Genomic DNA, 18302 nt, shown 5'->3' with positions numbered 1-18302 from the left:
CGGTTATCTGGGTTGTATGGTGAGTGAAATAATTTCTCCTTCAGTATAATATGAGTCGGTATCGTCGTTGTAGCTGCTTCTTTCGTGCTGACCGATGATCATTTCTTCGCCGGTAATAACACCGCTGATGCCTATCGCTTCCGGTTCACGATAGTCCCTGTCATTAATGACACGGATGGAATGGTGTGGCGCAGGTATCAGTACCGCTTCAGACGTGGAGGCCCTTACATACTCTGTGTTGCTGACGGCAGTATCCAGCATGCAATGAATGAAGTTGCCGTCTGCATCTTCTTCTTCAAAAAAGTGGACCATAGAGAAGCCGGTAACGTAAGCGATGTAAGGCAGCTTTTTGATGTAACTGAGCACATCGGCGGTATATAGTGCCCCCCCCATCTTTACTTCCGGTTGCGCATCATATAACCAGGGCGTAAGGTACTGGCTGATGTCTTCCTGTAGGCGCGTCAGGTAGTAATTGGTATCTGTAAGATTTTCCTTCTCTACGAAGCCAACATCACATACAATCTTCACCTTTTCATATATAGGATGATGTACCGTTACCTTAATGAAAGGTGGCAGCAGACGGGCAATAAATCCATGTATCCGGAACAGGGTTGCGATATCGGTATGTGGTTCCGGATTTTCATATCTGCCATTACCGGTCGGTTTAGGTACGATCACCAGCTGAACATCTGAGGCTGCAATGTTCGTCGCACATTTAACAATCAGTATTTCGGGAAATGCTTCCAGTATCAGCTGGATGATGTCCATGCTGTATAATGGTCTGTTTTTATGCCGTAAACGTTCACTCACGCGAACATAGTATTCTTCTGTAGTCTCGGCAGGCCGGCCGCCAAACGATGGAAATAACTGCCAGACACGCTGTACGCCCCTTATCTCCTGCTGCAGGGCTTTGATAGACATAGCAGGCAATGAGGTAGAAACGTGGGTGTCAGATTGCTCCCGGCAGGCAATAGCGGCATTTACAAATAAGCCTTTCAACATAGGACGAATCTGCATCTCTTCTGGTGAGGAGAGCCTGAGCCATTGCAGTTGCCTGTCCAGTCGTGTATTACCAGCACAGTTGAACGGCGGCGTCTTCAGACTGATAATACCGCTATTGATAAAAAGGCGGGTCGTATCAGTAACGATCTGTGCGTTATTGAAAGGTACCCAACGGTCGTTATACAGGTAGCTCCAGTGGAGCTGCGGTGCCTTATTGATACGCGTGTGATTACGATGCCGCTCTTCCAGTTGAAACAGCAGGGAGATCTCCTCCTGGGGCTGCATGCCGTCAAGTCCGATATACAGGCTTGCTTTGTCTTCAAAAGTAGGCAGTAGGGTAAAGTCCCCCTGAAAAGAGGACGGGTATACCTGCCTGTGACCGAACGGGTACAAGTGGAATATCTGAAGAGGTTGGGACGGATCGTCTGACTTATCGGGCTTTAATATCTCCGCCTGCTCCAGCACATAGTCTATTGCAATGGACTTTACCAACGGCGTATAGGGCATATTGGGAATAGATTTCTTTTTCACCCATCTGCCTGCATTGTGCGCAATCACTTCCGGAAACAGGCGAATATACCGTTTGTGACCAAATGCCTCCTGCGGACCAGCCAGTTCCAGTCTGATAGCTGCATCGTTATAGAATCCGTCCAGTACAAAAGGTTCTTTATCCAGTAATGGCCGGTTATGAAAGTGTATCCTTTTAAGGTCGATCTTAGACAGCGTTGATTTATCTGACAGACGGGTTCTTCCCAGTTCGTCAGTATAAGTATTAAATAGCTGTAGCTGCTGTTGCTGAGCCCTTTCCGGTTGTACGGCCCCGTTCTCAAATGCGCTGATACCTGCTACGAAAGATTCATTGGTCATATCTGCTTCGTAGGCAGCATAGTAGTCGTTAAATCCGCCTTCCGCATGTGGTAATTCCAGCCACTCTAGTTGAATGCGGAATGTCTTGGTGTAAACGTTGAAAACATTACTATCCCGGATGTCGAGGAAAGAGCCTACCGTTGGCTGTGCCCCGAATAACTGAAAAGGGTTGGCCGGACTTAGGGGTCCGGTGTTATTATATAGCTTGACTGAGCGGTAGCCTTTTACATTGGCCCTTATACTGATTCTTTCCAGCCATAACAGCGGAAGGAAGGAATAGGGATGATGGAAACTGTTATTGTTCAGCAACAGGCGCAATAGCGGATATCCGCTTTGATAAGCACCGCCATGTACGAGAGGGTTATAGATTGCCGCAGCAGGCGCATTGGTGTCGTAAGCGATTGTGATGAGGAAAGCGTTGTCTTCACTACCGGCTGCACTACTTCTGATGCTATGCCTTGTAAACGTTTGCCATCCCTCCACAGTTGTGTAGGAGATAACAAATGCGGCTGACAGCAGCTCATTCATGACCATAGCCTCCGGTTTACCCGTCACACCCGCAAAGTTCATGACATACGCCAGCAGCTTCTCAAAGGACGTTGCCTCAAAATGCAGTGATAATTCTAACGTACGCTGACCTTCTGTAAGGTACAGCAAAGGCGACCCCAGGATTACCCCCATCTCGGTTTCCTGCATAGTACGCTTGTCTTGGGGCAGGTCCTGCTGGGGTTCACCCAGCATCGGCCACGAAGGAACCGCTATAGCTCCCGGCATGTAACTGGCCGGAGGAGGTACGAGATGAGTAGCAGCATACACCTGCGACTCGACGATATCAGAGAAAAGCGGGCTTTCAGATGCGATCTGCCGGTAGCTGTTCACATATACTGATTTCAGTGCTTTTATAGTTGTATGACTAACCCGCATATCGTGTGCCGTGCGGTAGGTGACCGGAGGAGCACCGTTACCGGTTTCCACAGACATGGCAGTACCCCTGGGTACAGTAACAGGCATACTTTGCGGCTGCGCATCCATGAAGACGTGTACCTGGTCTGGTATAGCCGGCTTCTGTTGCAGGCCAAGCATCTTACGGTAGTAATAGTCCAGGTGCTGACCAGTAAGCTTATTCAGCTTGTCCTGCAGCCGGGTATATAACTGTGTAAATGCCATCAGCATCCCGATATGCGGTTGATGCTGTAATGTGTCTGGCCGTCTCCTTAGATAGAACTGTGCCGCGCTGGTTACCTGGTAGAACTTTGTGCGAAGGTTATTGTATACGTCATTCAACGATTGAAAACCGAGAAATGCCGGAGGCGTTCTATTGGTCTTCTTTGCCAGTGAAGGGAAGTTAGCCGCCAGTTCATCGGTAACGGCAATTGTGCGGAAGTGGGTTACCGGCGTAAACAGCTGAATAGCCTGATCTTCAAACTGCAGCAGCAATAGTACGTCCTCAGCCACACTTTCCATCAGTTGGTCTGTGTATATCCAGGTAAGCGCCTGTACGTCGGCCTTCTTCAGCAGGCGCAGATGTCCTGCCAGCTGATTGGCAATAGTGAAAATCAGATTGAATAGTTCACTCAGCAGCGAATATAATTTAGCGTCTCCTCCCACCGAGGCCAACGCTGACTGTATACGTGTATGTTGCTCCTGCCAATGAGTAAAATCAAGGCGGGAGATGGTGGTTATCATGACCAGCATATCTGACTGCAGGAAGGGCTTCCAGTCGCCGTCAATATTATGATCGAAGTTGTAATAGTTGAATTGTGTTGCCAGTTCAGACAGGAATATTAACAGGTCTTCCCGACTGCGTTCGTCAATCTTCACATAGGAGGGCATCAGCGCTTCCAGCTTACGCTCAGACTGGCTGATACCATCCCTCATATAGTCAAATAATTTGTTCATCTCTAGTATACGCTAAGGCAACAGGTCGGGCGATTCAATATTTGTGCCCTCCAGAATGTAAAATGGATATACCATGTTATGCCGGGTGTTGGTGGCAATAATTGTGTAATGAATCTGAATGTTGATCAGGCCTTCTATATCATCCCTAAGCAGCACATCAGTGCCTTCAAAATCAACTCTGGGTTCAAAGCTGAGAAGCGCGTGCGCAATCAGATCATTTATTTCAGTGATCATCTGGGTATCCGCCCGCTCAAATACCAGCCTGCGGAGATTACAGCCAAAAGTGGGCTGCATCAGCCGCTCTCCTGGTATGGTGCCAAGGATGATTCGTATACTTTCTTCAATATCGGTAATGGCTTCGCTCATTAGCACACCGTTACCCGTTTTATCAAAAGATGGGGGGAATGCCCATCCCGTACCAAGAAAAGAGTGAATTGCCATTCGTTATTGTTTAACCACCTGTTAATAGTGAAGGACGCCCTCATTACGATCGTTCCTCCGAGGGAAATAGGGTCTAGTTAACCGCTTATGAGTACAGTAGGGCAACCCATCATGATTGTTCCTATATAGGCAATTGGGTCTAGTAAACTGCCTATAAGTATCGTAGCGCAACCTATTGCGATGATTCCTTCATGGACTGCGGCATTGCCTCTATGAGCAGTCAGCCGCCTATAAGTACACTAGGGCAACCCTTTACGATCGTTCCTCCATGGGCTGCGGCGTTGCCCATACCAGCAGTTAACCGCCTATCAATACAGTAGGGCAACCCATTACGATCATTCCTCCATAGGCTGCGGCGTTGCCCATACCAGCAGTCAGCCGCCTATAAGTACAGTAGGGCAACCCATCACGATCGTTCCTCCATGGGCAGTTGAGTCACCCATACGGGCGGCAGGACGGCCTCCGATCATGACTGTAGCAGAACCTTTTACAATCGTGTCAGGAGGCCCCGTGCATACACAGATATCGCCCAGTACAGCGGCTGGCATTTGCCCTATTAATACCGTCGGCACGCCTGGACCAGTAACAGGTCCTCCGACGTGCGGAATAGGCGGCAAAGCAGGTGTTTGCATAGGACAGGCATGCATATCGTTTAATCTTGCGGCAGGTGTTCCCATAGTTAGCTATTTTAGTTGATCATGACCATACCACCTTTAACAACAGTCTGACCGGAGGCAGATAGTTCTGCTGTAGCAGTCCCTTTTGCGGTAAATCCTATCTGGGCGGTTTGTTTGATATTCATACCATTCAGCTCCAGGTCCTGGGTTGCTTTCAGGGTCGCTTTCCCTGTTGCCTGCAGACTGATATTCCCAGTGGCTTTTAATGTAATATCTTTCGCACTGTTGAGTAATATACCGCTGTCATCCAGCTTAATGCTATTGCTTTGCTGGTCCTTTATTTCGATAGATTTCCCATCGTCGCTAAGGGTAATCATATTATTCCCGGGCGTAGTGATCTTAATTACCTTTTTATCGTCATCAAAACTGATCTGGAGCAGACTACGGCTATACAGCGCTTTGGTATTGTTTTTCTCGTCTCCCTGCGTCAGCGGCGGTACATTACTCTTGCTGAAAAGCGAACCTAGGATAACTGGATAACGGGGATCTGACTCAAGAAAACCCAGGATCACCTCATCACCTACCTCCGGACAAAACACTGCCCCCGCTGAGGATGTAGCGTAGTAACTGGCAAGCCTTGCCCATATCCCTTTTTGTTCACTGGCGTTTGAAGCCGGCTTCACCTGCACCCTATACTGCGACGCCGGGTCTTCAGAGATCTTTACCACCTTAGCAAGCTGCAGTCCGTGGATAGCCGGCATTTGTCCGTTAGCAGGCACTGCGGAGAACTGTTCCTTCTCAAAAATGGGTTTATCAGGCGCGCCGAATTGTACGTGCGTGGTCCACTGTCCATCTTCCAGGACGTGTCGGACCTTATTGATAAATGCTTTGCCACTGAACCTTGGTCCTACACCTACTAATTCCAGCATCTTGCCAGGTTTAGGCTTGGCATTCCCGATAAATACAACAGTACCTTTAAGAGCATTCATACGAAGGCGCAGCAAAGTACTGTCGGCCCAGGTCTTGAGGTCAGCCTTTGGCAGCGGGGCGCTGGAGATCAGTTTCAGACCGGTCTGACTGAGTTTCTCTGACAGGGATTTCGCTGTCAGGTCCCCTTGTGCATTCAATGTTGGTTCCTCTGCAGAAGACGTGATTAATGCCAGTGTCTGCGGATCCCAGGCGTATGCATCCAGTGAAGGCGGTTGCTTTTCGGCATTGACCTCCGCATTGAACGAGATAATGGAATCGCCATACGTGACTGATAACACCGCTTCAGCCGAGAAGTTAGGTTTACCGATAGTAACTGCATCATCATCCAGCGTAGTAATAAAGCCGTTGAAAGCAGCACGGGCCAGCATAAAATCCCAGTCTGTAGCAGTCTTCTGAAATAGTATTTCCTGTGGAGCAGAGGTGCTGTCAACAGTAGCAGATAAGCCATAAACGCTGGCAATCTTCTGAATAGCATCGCTGTCTGTGGATGCTGAAAATTCAGCTTCTTTTTGTCCAAGCGTCATCTTAACCGCATTATGCTTACAGGTTACCACTAATTCAAATCCGGTGCCCTTACTGATACTTAGCGCCTGTTTAACGATGACGCCTTTGAATATCGATACTTCAGTGCTATCACCATAACCAGCAGTGACAGTGATATTACTGCCGGGTTTCAATTCAGCCATGTCGCTTGCAGGAAAGCTGCCTTCGTCGCCGGCAGCCCCGTTATCACCGGTACCTTCTGCAAAGACAATATCCGCATGAGAGATCTTATTTACCTCATGCGAAATATGAATAGAAGAGACAAAAACCTTCTCCTGTATAGCGCTTCCATCCACTGTAACTGTGAATTTGAGCGTAGGGTCAGTAATATTCAGAGGACCTTCAACAGCCATTATGCCTTCTTTAATGGTGGAAAATAAAGTTCGTCACCGGGACGTATAGCATGTACGCTGCTTAGCCCGTTCAGTCTTGCCACTTCAATATAATAAGAGGCGTCTCCATAGATCCGGTAGGTCATCATGGGCAGGGTATCGCCAGCTTTGACAGTCCTGATATGCGTCAGGTCCGGAGATTCCTTTTTTGCAAGCCCTTTCTTGGATTTGAAGTCGAGCGATTTTGCAATTACCAGCTTTACCTCAGCGCGTAGAGCAGTACCATCAGCATTAAAGAGTTTATAGTTAGTTGTAAAGCTCTTGCAGACACCTTTGTATACAAGACTACCCCATGATACCTTCAGGAAGTTAGGACGATGTACCGTTCCCTGATAAGAAAAAATCAGGTATTGCAGGCGGTCAATATAGCCATCGACTGTCATTCCATCCGGAATCGGTATAATACCGGTACCGTCCACCAGCAAATCCAGGTTAAGGTCTGACTGCCCCATACCTTTAAATATCTGGGTCGGGCCGCTGGCAGCGTCTTCTTTCGACAGTTCGTATTCTGCTACGTAGCTTAGTGAATAGCTGGCCGGATTGATCATTGCATTAATAGTACCCAGCAACTGATTTACGCCCGTAGCATCAGCGTAAGCAGCAATCTGCAGCTTCTTTATCTGACCCATAATCTAACGCTCGGCTTCATTTTTCATCCTGTTAAGGATACTTTCAACACATTCCCTGATAATACCATCCTTCCAGTGCCGGAGCGTTTTCTCATCAGGCAGCGTATTAGCACCTTTCGCAGCATCAGAAGAGATGGTCACCTTGATGACGAGTTCCCTTATTTCCAGAGGCATCTGTAATTATTTATCTTTTTCAAAATACTTGTAAGCCAGTTCGAGGGTTTCTACCACGATTTCGCCATCACCTTTGGCCTTAAGACCAGAGACTTCCAGTTTAACCGGGTAGACCCCATAAAACTTCCAGGAGTAGATTGGCTGGGCTGTTTCATCCAATAACATAACAACAACCGTAGTAGGCTTAAAGGTAAAAGTAGACAGGCTTTTCCTGATCCAGTCGGTAACAGAGGAGCCTATCAGCATTCCCCTGCGTAAAACCAGATTACTGTATTTAGGAGGGGAAGGGAGCTTGTATACAAATTGATTCTCTCCCCCTTCCCTGACCTCTTCCGGCGTTACACTAACAGAAATACCGCTTACGTCCTGGAAATTGCCTTCCTGCTTACCTGGGTAGCTGATGAAGTTCACTTTATAATAAAACCCCACCGGTGGGTATGCGGAATCCATATCTGAAACTATTCAGTAAGCGTTAAACCTTCGTGTGCAACTTCCATGGTTTCCACAGCAATCTCGTTTGCATCAGATTTCATGTCTGTTACTGTAATCTTGCATGGGAAAGCATTTTTTAGCGTCCAGCTCATTGCGATATCCTGCTTTTCATCCAGCAGGCTGACAACGATATTGATACGCTTGTAGGTATTCATGGTAATACCTTTGTATTTCTCCCACAAGGCTTTGTCGCCTTTGAAAATGCCCTTCTTCAATGTTACATTGGAGAATTTCTGGATACCAGGCATTTTCACTGTGGAATAAACCGGGCTGCTGCCACCGCGATATTCAATGATCTGGGTTTCTGATGATAAACCGGTTACTTCCTGGAATATCAGTTCTGCACCGTCCCACATAACCTTGAACGAGAATTTCACGAGTGGCCATGTGGACTGGGCCTGGGTAGAGCCGTCATCTGCCATAGTTATAAGCTTTTAGTTTTAAGAAATAGGTTGTTCAGATAGTCAAACTAAGATTGCTGCATCATTTGCTGGAAAGTGATCACGATGAACTCTGCAGGTCTTACGATAGCCACCTTCACTGTGATCAGCATTTTACCGTCAAGGATATCCTGGGGCGTCATTGTGGCACCTAAGCCCAATTGCACATCGTAAGCTTGCTCAGGAGCTGCGCCGGCAAGAGCGCCCTGTTTCCAGAGGTTATTAAGGAAATTGTCTATCATTGCCTTCACTGTAACCCAGGTGGTCGCATCATTAGGCTCGAAAACGTAGGTACGGGCAGCCAGTTTAATAGATTGTTCAATCATGATCAGCGTGCGGCGCACGTTGATATAGCGCCAGTCCTGACTGTTACCATCCAGTGTGCGACCGCCCCATATAAGCGTACCAACTCCCGGAAATGGACGGATCACGTTAATAGACTTACCAGCAAGTACATCTACGTTAAGCTGCTTCTGCTCATCCGCGGAGATATTTACTGCAGGAGCATTAACCATACTGATTGATACATTGGCAGGCGACTTCCATACACCGCGCGAATTGTCAACCAATGTATAAATACCAGCGATAGCACCCCCTGGTGGCAATTCATTCAGGCGTGCTCGAATCTCCTCCAGTATGCTGTTGTAGACAGGGCTGGAAGCTTTAAGTGACTGATGATAATTCTTCTTTGCATTTGTATCAGGTTCAGCAACCGCTTTGTACGCTTTTACTACCTGCTTGGCAAGATCTTCCGGCAATAGAGTTTCCAGGTCAACTGTAGCATCAAGGTTTTCAAAGTCCACCTCGTTTGCTTGTACAATTGCTGTTTTCAACCAGGGGTAATAGGCAGCACCATAGTTCAATGCATTGATACCTATCTTGTCTCTGAAGGCAGCCACAACAGCGTCAGTTGTGTCAGTAGGGCCCTGTTGTGCAAGATCAAAGATCCCGAAGCGGCTTTGTGTTTTCGCACAATGCGCCAGTACTTTTGTGTACACTGTATTATAGGCAGCTTCACCAAGCGCAATAACATCAGGGATAACCACCAGGGTTGGTTCAAATTCCTTTTCCAGTAACAGCAGTACATCAGGTTTTGTATCCGAGCCTGTGAAATCATCAAGAGAGATCTCAAGGCCGTCGGGTTTGTCGCCGTACGTACCTACAGAAACGATATAACAGTTACTGCCGCCATTCGCGTAGAACAGACGGATACTGTTATAGAGATAGAAGGTGTTCTTCTCCTTAATCTCAACAGCCTTTTGTACACCATTGATGATAAAGGTTTCACCTTTGTATTCAGCTGCCGGATCAGCAATGCTGAATTTTGATCGGAAGCCTGCGCCGAATAGTTCCACGAACTCCGCGAAGGAAGTTACACGGGTTGGTTTGTGCAAAAGCGACTTACCAAACCGTTCGGCTTTGTGCGTATAGCCGATAAATACGGGAACTGCTGTTTCGACGGCGACGGCAGAACTGGGGAAGGCGTTTTTTTCTTCTATGTAAACGCCCGGAGTCATGAGTGTTGAAGCCATAGCTGTGCGGATTTGATTTTAGTACAAAAAGATTTCCGAATATGCCACCGTACGGTCGTATATGGCCATGCCTGCTGCAGAAACCGCTGTAATATCTGGTGATGGCAATGCCTGAATAATGGTTCGGTATTGTTCACCTTCTCCTACAGTGTCTCGCAGCTGCAACGTATGGACCGGCCGTTGTGATAAAGGCAATACCTGCTGGGAGATAAGTACTGGGACTCTCCTTCCGTCAGGCATATCTACCGGCAGCGGCGCAGCAAATTGAATGCTGCCACGGGCATCAACAATAGATGGTTGTGTGAGTAACGAAAGATCATTACTCATCAGGAAGTAACACCACTTTGTAGCTTTTGCAGCAAAACTGATTTCATATACCGGCAGCAGCTCAGGCGTGAGTGACATGATTATCCTGGCAAAAGGACGGGCGGAGATTCCTGCACCCTCTGACTCTGCCGGGATGAGATCATCCGCAGAGGCAGACTCCTGCCTGTGCAATTTACCTGGAGCACATTCACGCTGATTGCTGAACAGTAAGATAGTTCCTGGAACATCTGTCTGCCGTAATGCGGTATAGTTATAGAAGTAGCGATCCAGCAGCTGCACATCAAAGAAAAGCGTCACACCCTCTTGTAGTAAGCGAGTGCGGTCGCTATTGTCGGCATTTAAAAGCACAACAATCCTGTCCGGCATTCTGCGGAATAGCAATCCATAACGTCGCATTTCTATTGCCGTTTGTTGCGGCAGAAGCACGTTTATGTTCCTGAAACTATTATCAGCAAAGAATCTGTGACGGAAAACGATTTCCGTCAGCAAAGCAAATCCCATTACTGTAATGTTGTTTACAGAAGTTTATCGTTTGTGGTAATGTCCGATACAGATGGTCTGTATTCTCTGATAATGCTGTCATCGAAGGTGAGCATGCGCATTTTGTAGACAACAGAAGGCATATACTTGGCGCCAAGTGTTGCCCATACGTTGTTCATACGTTCTGTGCCCAGACTCTCCATCTCGAAAACCAGCTTATCGATACGTCTGTCCAGAGAAGGTGTGTTGTCGGGTGTAAGTACATTGCGCGACTGAAAGAAAGCCATGATAAAGGAAATAAACCTCAATGCTTCTGCATAGTTATTGGCTGTGAAGTATGCCGAAAACAACACATACAGGTTGATGCATATAGGCGGCGTTGTCTTTGCCTGTACCAGTCCTGTATTGTAGCCGGGCACACCTTTCCCCATCGCCTCTTTCTCAATGTTGATCAGCGTTACAAGTACTTTATTTTCACCCTGCACAGCAACACTACCATCCTGGTTTACTATACCGGACAATATCACTTTATCCTCATTGACATGCAACTGCCTGTTGAAATGATTATTGATCACTTCAGTGATGCATGAAAGGGTTTCGTAAATCATATGGCTAAATTTTCTCAGGAAGTACTCAGTCAGACTGAGGTGCACAAGGTATTACCAGAGATAATACATGATGTTTTACTTTATAAATATTCTAACGCGTTATGTCGTACGTTGTGTTGTATATTTTCCGCTTTAACGGTGGATAGTCAGGGTGCTAGGATCTTTTAACGGACTGTTTTTTATTATACTGAGCACAAGATAGCAGTTAAATGAAACTAATAAAAATTTTATTTAAATGAATAATTACCTATTTTTTATTAAATATTATTGTTACTCTTGCTCTCGCGTTGTCAGGTAAATTCCATTTCTTATGTACTCCCTTTACAAAAATATCCTTCGCATATTTTTGTTCCTTAATATCTCTTTATTTACCGGAACAAAAATGTATGCCTTTGGAGTGTATACGTCAGCGTATGACACCACGCAACCAAAACAAACGATTCAACTTCCGGAATTTCGGAAGGACACAACAGGAAAGGTCAAGCTGCTTCAAAAGATTGTTTCGGCGCTGCAATTCAGGCGGAATGCACATGCCCGGGAACAGCAACGCGTCATTACGATCATCAGGACCGTCATGGCCGATTCTCTGGTAGCGACAGCCGCAGATATAAAGAAGCTGAACGAAGAACTATCGCTTCAACAGAATCAGCACTTTGACTCCTTACGTGCATTAATTGATAAAATCTTGCAGCGACCAGATCCGGTCCCTACTTCTGATGAAGGAACAGAAGCTTCGGAGGCGTCACCTCAACCTGTATCAGATGCCGATGTTGCCTCTCTGATTAACAAGATTATTCCAATCCTGCAACAGAAGGAAACCATAGAGCAAAATACGGCAGCTCAGCAGCAACGCCTACAAAAGATACGGTCTTTATACGGCCGCTCGCCGTTCCAGGTCGATACATTAAAATTAAGCGATACGACCGGTATAACATATACTGTTCGGTTAGCACACAAATGCAAAGTCATGGGAATTCATCCTTACTGGATGGGCGAAAAATACCTTCATTATAATTTTAGCACACTTAGCGAACTCAATTATTATGGCTACACTCCCGCAGAAAAAAAAGAACCTATACCTAATGAACTCCCTTTGGTGGATCTTGCTGCGAACCGAACCTTTACCTTTTATATGCAGGACGCGGCACGGATAGAGGCATTATTACACGATGCATCTTCGCAACTACGCTGCGCAGATACCCTCATGACTCTGCTGTTAAAGTACGAAGCGCACGGTGTCAATATTTGGTTTGGGTCAATGCCGAGTACACATAGAAAAGCTTTTACTAATTTTATTACATTACTGTACAATCACCTTAATAATGGCAGCAGGCACTACAGAGTCGCCATAACAATACCACCATACGATGAGACCGGTGCCTATGACCTGCGGGCGTTAGATCAGGTAAGCGATCATTTCCTGGTAGATTTTACTAAAGCAATTGGTTCGGCTGCTGGTCCACTTTCTCCTATGAAAGGCGATGCGAGAAAAGCTATTGAGCCCGTCATATCACGCTTACTCAATCAACAGATCAAACCAGCCAAATTCATTCTGCTGCTCTCTTATTATGGTACTGAGTGGAAGCTGGGTGCAGACGGTCGAGATCTCTTTACACGCTATGTGTCCTATAGCGATATCAAAAAGCGATTTCCGGCTGACAGTATGGTGAGCTATGATGAAGACGCGGTAGCAGCAGTGGTGCACCAGAGAGATGCAGCAGGTATAGTCAGGTCAGCGATCTGGTTTGACGATGCGAATACATTGGAGGTGAAATATGATTATATTCTGAATAGTGGTCTTGGAGGTGTAGCCGTCTGGCCACTGGGTGCAGATGATGGATATGGAGAATTGTGGGATGTAATGACAGACAAATTCGTTCAAATTGATACAACCTTTCTGGACACCGTACCCTTGGTACCACGAACGGAGCCTACTATGTCGTGGTGGAGCAGGGTAATGCACAAGCTTAGTCATGAGCTACGCATGTTGAAGCTAATGTTTTCTGACCCGTGTCAGCTTATGGAGGACCGGCAGGAAGACGACGACGATTTTTTTGCCTACGTTGCGCTATTCCTGTTTTGTATCACCGTATTGATCGGGATATATTACGCGTATAACCTACGCATGAAAGGATTTACCTGGGAGTGGCGTAAGACGGTACTACGTATTCTGCTGGGGGCTGTTTTTATTAGCGCCTTTTTTGGGATTGTAGCCGTCTTCCTCAACCGGGAAGTACCATTTGGGATGACGCACAAGAATACTGATGGCACCAGGTGTGTAACGATTCCTCTGGCTGACGCACTATTTATTTTTGCGGCGGGTATTGCACTGGGAATTTTAATCAGCAGATTTCTGCTACGCCCTATGATGACTCAGGAAGAGAAGCCCTGACCTAAGTTGGTTAGGCTCTTTTGCCCCATTAGGTCTGCCTCGGCTTCTAATCCGGCATCGTCATTTACTGGCATGCTATCCTTCAGTTGTGTGGTAGCCTGTACCCTGCCCTGCTTCTGCTGCACTACATGCCACGCTTCATGCGGAAGATGCTTTTCCTGTCCTGGGGCAACATGGATGTCTGTACCCTGGGCATAGGCATGCGCATTCAGCTGAGCTGGCTGTGCAGAGTTATAGTGGACTTTGACATCAGACATATCCAGTCCTGACAGCGATTCAACTCCTGATTTCAAGTGGTCGGGCAGGCCGGTATTATTCGCCTTGCGCTGTATTGCTGATTTAGGCTGCACGGGTAATTCCTCCTCCTCTATGCCTACGCGCTGGGCAGGTAATTCTTCATCAGTCAATGATTGCTTTTGGACGGGTAACGCCTCCGGAAATGATGATACAGCTTTACGCTGAAGTCCCTGAGAAGATATGTTGCTTGCGTGAGCTCGGGCGGATGTTTGCTCCCGTTCTCCAAACTGGTATTGTAAGGCCATAAACAAGGGTTAAGGATAGGGAAAAGGTACAGCTTTTTTACGGGAAATAGCAGATCAAGGGAATAATTCTTTACTCTTGGCAATGATCTCTGATAGCCGTTGTGTGAATGTATCACAGCAGCTCTTATCATAGGAATATAATACCACATCACCGTCTTCTGACCGGGATTCGATATTCATTTCCACTTTATAATCGGGGTGCGATTTACAGCATTCACTGCTAAACTGGTGGGTGAGATAGGCGGCAATCCTCTCAGCTTTTGAGTTATTGTACCGTGCTGGAAGATTGCTGATATAGTCAGCCATGGAAGTGTCAGGGGCCAGTGACCTTTTGATTGCGCGAAAGTGTATCATAAACAGACGTTTATGTAGGAAGTAAAAGATATAGTAAAGGTACGTAATCTGCTCCATTCCCATCATACACTTATTTTAGTTCCATATTAGCGGTAATTGTTGTTGATCTCCTGCATTTATACCCAAGTGCTGTTTCTAATTCTTAATTTTGGATGTTATATAAAAACATATTCATGAAGCATCTTATTTTACTTATTATTCTAGGAACCAGCATCACTGTTTATGCACAGAAAAGTCCCGAAGCTATTAATGTGCCGGCGGCTGTGTCCAGGAACTTTCAGCAGCAGTTTCCAGGTGCAGCAGACGTCAAATGGAAACTGAAGGATAACCAGTATAAAGCAGCGTTCCATAAACATGATGTGTGGTATGATGCCAACGGTAAGCTAATAAAACAAAAAGAAGATATCAAAAACACCGATTTGCCAACTGCTATCAAACAAACCGTTGAGCGAGAGTTCACCGGATATACCATTAAGGATGCGGATAAGCATACTAATGATGGTGCGATCACCTATAAGCTGGAACTGAAAAAAGAAACAGAGGAAAGGAAGGTGACGTTCAGTCCTGATGGTAGGGTCCTAGAGAACGTTGCTAACAAAGAAGATAAGAAGAACAAGAAAGAGGCTAAACAGTAAATATTATTCTACGTGTAGACAGCCGGCTAACTAGTCGGCTGTCTTTTTTTTATCTAATTCAGATACTTGTATTTCAAACATTCTACGATCAATTTGATGGCGACATTATCGCAGGAGATAGTCTGATAATCTCTATGACTATTGTAACAACTTCGTTCTAATGTAGGAGTGCGTTACCAACACGTCCATTTTAAACTGGTGTACTCTCTTCTCTGCGGAAGCCGCTGATATGTGTTAACATGTCCTTTAAGTTTTATTTAACCACGCATTAACAATTCGGCATGGGGGATTTTGTATTATGCAGTCGTAAACAGCACTAACATTTGTCAAGGGGAAATAAAGGGACTGCTAACAATTACTAGCTAAGATCAGACGATCAACCAACAACTTATAACTGTTCGAGGGATATATGGATATGTACTAAAACCTAAGCTATGAAAGCCAGGGACATGGTTTTGCATGCATGCTATTTTCTATTTATCAGCATGTTTCTTTATGCAGCAGTTTCCAAATTAATGACGTTCCAGGTTTTTGTAGTTCAGATGCAGCGTCAACCGTTTTCGGATGCTTATGGTCAGTTTCTGACCTGGGTCATACCATTAGTGGAAATATTACTTGCACTAATGATGACAGTAAATAGCTTCCGCAAGCTGGCACTGTATCTCTCTACTTCTCTCATGATCTGTTTTACAGGTTACATCATTCTTGTGCAATTACGTTTTTATGGCAAGATACCATGTAGTTGCGGGGGAGCTATTGCAAAGCTGTCATGGACAGAGCATCTGCTATTTAATCTGTTATTTATTGCTATCGGTTTTGCGGGTATTTACATAGAGCAGCGTGCGGAATTACTTGAAAAGTCTTTTAAACTAGCTAAATAAATCTTCTAACCTAAAGTCAAATCAATGGAACAATCTTCAGTATGCCTTGCTATCAGCAGGGCACGGGATAGCTTTTGTTCTTCCCGTGCTGGTTAGCACAATCACCTTCGTCTGTTACAAAAATCTTTAAGTCACACTTTTTATTTTCCCGACAAATTTTCTCTAACATCGATTAATTACTTCTTATGAAAAAAATCACACTACTATTTGCGTTCGCAGCAGTATTAACAGGGGTAGGATCAGCAGTTGCTACTACCGGAAAACCCTCCGCTGATGCTTCAGCAGAACCATATCGTAACTGGATAAACTGGAACGACGAGCTGGTACTAGTTAATGTACCAAAATCAATCGCTGAGCAGCATTGCGCTCCATCTATTGAAGTATGTCTCAGGGCGCAGGATAATGTATATGTCTATACTACTGGGTATATGCTTTACAAGTAATTCAGATCTTATTACATCAGGGAGCTGATCATCCCCTGATGTATCAGGTTCCTGCAGTTCCATTGGTAGTTAATAGCTGGTGGAGCTGACTACGTTGATAACAACTACGTCTTCACAAATTTGAGTGCTGTTTACATTAACAAACTTATTAAAGCAAGCGTACAAAGTATGCACTATTGACTAGTCTAATCTTTCGATAATTTTTACTTATAACCTTCATTCTGCGTTAACACGGGATTGAGGAAGATTTGTGTTGCGGGAACAGGCCACAGTGTATCTGTAGATTGCCATTTCGTTTTGACTGCTGACATGGTCTGGTTCACTTTTCCTGTACGTTTCAAATCGTACCAGCGGTGGCCACATTCGGCGTAAAGTTCTATTCTCCTTTCATGTAAAATCTTTTCCTTCAATTCTTCTGCTGATATAGATGGGGAATGTTCTTTTATTAGTGGTAGCCCTGCCCTGCCACGGATAAGATCAAGGTCCGTCATAGCATCTGCCAACTGGCCGAGTGCTACCTTCGCTTCGGCTCGCAGAAGATACATTTCTGATAGTCTTAGCAGCGTTGTATATTCTGTAAGTTTAAAGGAAGTGGAAAAATCAGCACGTTTCTTATACTTAAAGGGATATGAGTAAACATATCCATTAACTGTTTTGTACCCTACCCATTCCTTCATACGTATATCTCCAGTTTCAAAAGCAGCCAACAAAGTTGGACTAAGCGTAATTGGGGGCCTCATAGCTCCAGCGGGTACGAGCCAGTTGCCCTCCATGGTATTATACCCGTTAAGTACGGGTTGCAGGAGGAAGATGGCTTCCGAACTCGTCGCAAGAAAGACCTCTCCTATCTCTTCCATTGAATAGTATCCCGCATTAATTACTGCGGTGGCTTCCTGCTCTGCTGCCTGCCAATTGCCTTTATACTGATAGTACTGTGCAAGCAATGCTGCCGCTACCCACTTATTAGCCCTTGCCCTATCCGGAGATGGATATGCTGTACCCAGAAGTTCTTTTGCTTTTAGCAAATCAGCTTCAATAAACTCCTCTACTATGTGTACAGGTGTCCTGGGCATCTGCTCATTTTGCAGATAAGACGTCACTTTTACAAGCGGTACATCTCCAAAACACCGAATCAAATGAAAATACATCAGTGACCTTAATACTTTACACTCTCCGATTAACTGGTTTTTAAGCTGCTCAGGAAGTGTAGTACTTGCTTCCAAGCCCTCAATACAAGCATTTGCGCTATAAATATGTTTATACGCGCCACCCCAGAAATAGTACTCAATAGTAGTATTTGCGGGGGATAACTCCGCTGAATAAAACTCCTGAATCTGTGTTTGCTGTGCGTTATATGATAATTCATCACAATACAATCCAGTATATACTGAGATAGCACCGGATAGCAGATTTGTCGTGGATGACAATCCTGTATAGATACCTGCTACCGCTGCTGTTGCAGAGTCTTTATTATTAAAAATCTCCTTACCAATAGTTTTGTTATCTGGCGCTGGTACATCCAATAATTTTGTACACCCTGTCCAGCACATCAATGCCAGCATTATAGCCAGCAAACCAACTATTGTACTCTTTTTAATAATGCTGCATTCCATATGATTACT

At 45.5% G+C, this 18302-nt stretch carries 18 protein-coding genes; 4 read left to right on the top strand and 14 right to left on the bottom strand.

Annotated elements, in window-relative coordinates; all coding sequences use genetic code 11:
- Positions 1-3: 3 nt before the first annotated feature.
- The 11 genes from K1Y79_RS20945 to K1Y79_RS20895 form a co-directional block, all read right to left on the bottom strand.
- Positions 4-3768 (bottom strand): hypothetical protein, encoded by a 3765-nt coding sequence (locus K1Y79_RS20945; protein WP_220252146.1) that lies wholly within the window; start codon positions 3766-3768, stop codon positions 4-6.
- A gap of 12 nt (positions 3769-3780) precedes the next feature.
- Positions 3781-4209, bottom strand: coding sequence for a GPW/gp25 family protein (locus tag K1Y79_RS20940; RefSeq protein ID WP_220252145.1), 429 nt, complete (start codon positions 4207-4209; stop codon positions 3781-3783).
- Between the two features lie 374 nt (positions 4210-4583).
- Positions 4584-4886 (bottom strand): PAAR domain-containing protein, encoded by a 303-nt coding sequence (locus K1Y79_RS20935; RefSeq protein WP_220252144.1) that lies wholly within the window; start codon positions 4884-4886, stop codon positions 4584-4586.
- Positions 4887-4897: 11 nt separating this feature from the next.
- Entirely contained in the window at positions 4898-6712 is a 1815-nt protein-coding gene (gene vgrG / locus K1Y79_RS20930) for a type VI secretion system tip protein VgrG (RefSeq protein WP_220252143.1), read from the bottom strand.
- Complete coding sequence (locus tag K1Y79_RS20925; RefSeq protein ID WP_220252142.1) at positions 6712-7380, bottom strand: CIS tube protein; 669 nt, start codon at positions 7378-7380, stop codon at positions 6712-6714. Before K1Y79_RS20925 ends, vgrG begins: the two co-directional genes overlap by 1 nt.
- Before the next feature lie 3 nt (positions 7381-7383).
- A complete protein-coding gene (locus tag K1Y79_RS20920) occupies positions 7384-7554 on the bottom strand; it encodes a DUF5908 family protein (protein WP_220252141.1) in 171 nt (56 codons plus the stop codon).
- 6 nt (positions 7555-7560) lie between these two features.
- Positions 7561-8004 (bottom strand): phage tail protein, encoded by a 444-nt coding sequence (locus tag K1Y79_RS20915; RefSeq protein ID WP_220252140.1) that lies wholly within the window; start codon positions 8002-8004, stop codon positions 7561-7563.
- Between the two features lie 8 nt (positions 8005-8012).
- Positions 8013-8468 (bottom strand): phage tail protein, encoded by a 456-nt coding sequence (locus K1Y79_RS20910; protein WP_220252139.1) that lies wholly within the window; start codon positions 8466-8468, stop codon positions 8013-8015.
- A 47-nt stretch (positions 8469-8515) separates the two neighbouring features.
- Positions 8516-10018: a phage tail sheath family protein gene (locus tag K1Y79_RS20905; protein ID WP_220252138.1), complete on the bottom strand. Its 1503-nt coding sequence runs from the start codon at positions 10016-10018 to the stop codon at positions 8516-8518.
- 18 nt (positions 10019-10036) lie between these two features.
- A complete protein-coding gene (locus tag K1Y79_RS20900; protein ID WP_220252137.1) occupies positions 10037-10846 on the bottom strand; it encodes a hypothetical protein in 810 nt (269 codons plus the stop codon).
- 14 nt (positions 10847-10860) lie between these two features.
- On the bottom strand, positions 10861-11433 hold the full coding sequence (locus K1Y79_RS20895) for a DUF4255 domain-containing protein (RefSeq protein WP_220252136.1): 573 nt from the start codon (positions 11431-11433) through the stop codon (positions 10861-10863).
- Positions 11434-11743: 310 nt separating this feature from the next.
- Between K1Y79_RS20895 and K1Y79_RS20890 the strand changes: the two genes are divergently transcribed.
- Positions 11744-13825: a glycosyl hydrolase family 18 protein gene (locus K1Y79_RS20890; protein WP_220252135.1), complete on the top strand. Its 2082-nt coding sequence runs from the start codon at positions 11744-11746 to the stop codon at positions 13823-13825.
- Here K1Y79_RS20890 and K1Y79_RS20885 read toward each other — a convergent pair.
- Together K1Y79_RS20885 and K1Y79_RS20880 are read right to left on the bottom strand one after the other, a co-directional pair.
- Complete coding sequence (locus tag K1Y79_RS20885) at positions 13807-14367, bottom strand: eCIS core domain-containing protein (RefSeq protein ID WP_220252134.1); 561 nt, start codon at positions 14365-14367, stop codon at positions 13807-13809. The genes K1Y79_RS20890 and K1Y79_RS20885 overlap by 19 nt on opposite strands.
- 54 nt (positions 14368-14421) lie before the next feature.
- The gene (locus K1Y79_RS20880) at positions 14422-14721 is read right to left on the bottom strand and encodes a hypothetical protein (RefSeq protein WP_220252133.1); all 300 of its coding nucleotides are present in this window, start codon (positions 14719-14721) and stop codon (positions 14422-14424) included.
- A 173-nt stretch (positions 14722-14894) separates the two neighbouring features.
- Between K1Y79_RS20880 and K1Y79_RS20875 the strand changes: the two genes are divergently transcribed.
- The 3 genes from K1Y79_RS20875 to K1Y79_RS20865 all read left to right on the top strand — a co-directional run bounded on the left by K1Y79_RS20875 (position 14895) and on the right by K1Y79_RS20865 (position 16680).
- A complete protein-coding gene (locus K1Y79_RS20875) occupies positions 14895-15356 on the top strand; it encodes a PepSY-like domain-containing protein (protein ID WP_220252132.1) in 462 nt (153 codons plus the stop codon).
- Between the two features lie 434 nt (positions 15357-15790).
- A complete protein-coding gene (locus K1Y79_RS20870; RefSeq protein WP_220252131.1) occupies positions 15791-16237 on the top strand; it encodes a MauE/DoxX family redox-associated membrane protein in 447 nt (148 codons plus the stop codon).
- Positions 16238-16422: 185 nt separating this feature from the next.
- Complete coding sequence (locus K1Y79_RS20865; RefSeq protein WP_220252130.1) at positions 16423-16680, top strand: hypothetical protein; 258 nt, start codon at positions 16423-16425, stop codon at positions 16678-16680.
- 203 nt (positions 16681-16883) lie between these two features.
- Here the strand turns inward: K1Y79_RS20865 and K1Y79_RS20860 are convergent, their stop codons facing one another.
- On the bottom strand, positions 16884-18293 hold the full coding sequence (locus tag K1Y79_RS20860) for a RagB/SusD family nutrient uptake outer membrane protein (protein WP_220252129.1): 1410 nt from the start codon (positions 18291-18293) through the stop codon (positions 16884-16886).
- Between the last annotated feature and the right edge of the window lie 9 nt (positions 18294-18302).

Origin of the sequence: Chitinophaga rhizophila (genome assembly GCF_019492185.1) — a bacterium.
In the GTDB taxonomy this organism is placed as follows: Bacteria; Bacteroidota; Bacteroidia; order Chitinophagales; family Chitinophagaceae; genus Chitinophaga; species Chitinophaga rhizophila.
Note: the sequence above shows the minus strand (reverse complement) of the source record. Positions and strands in the feature narration are given on the sequence as shown.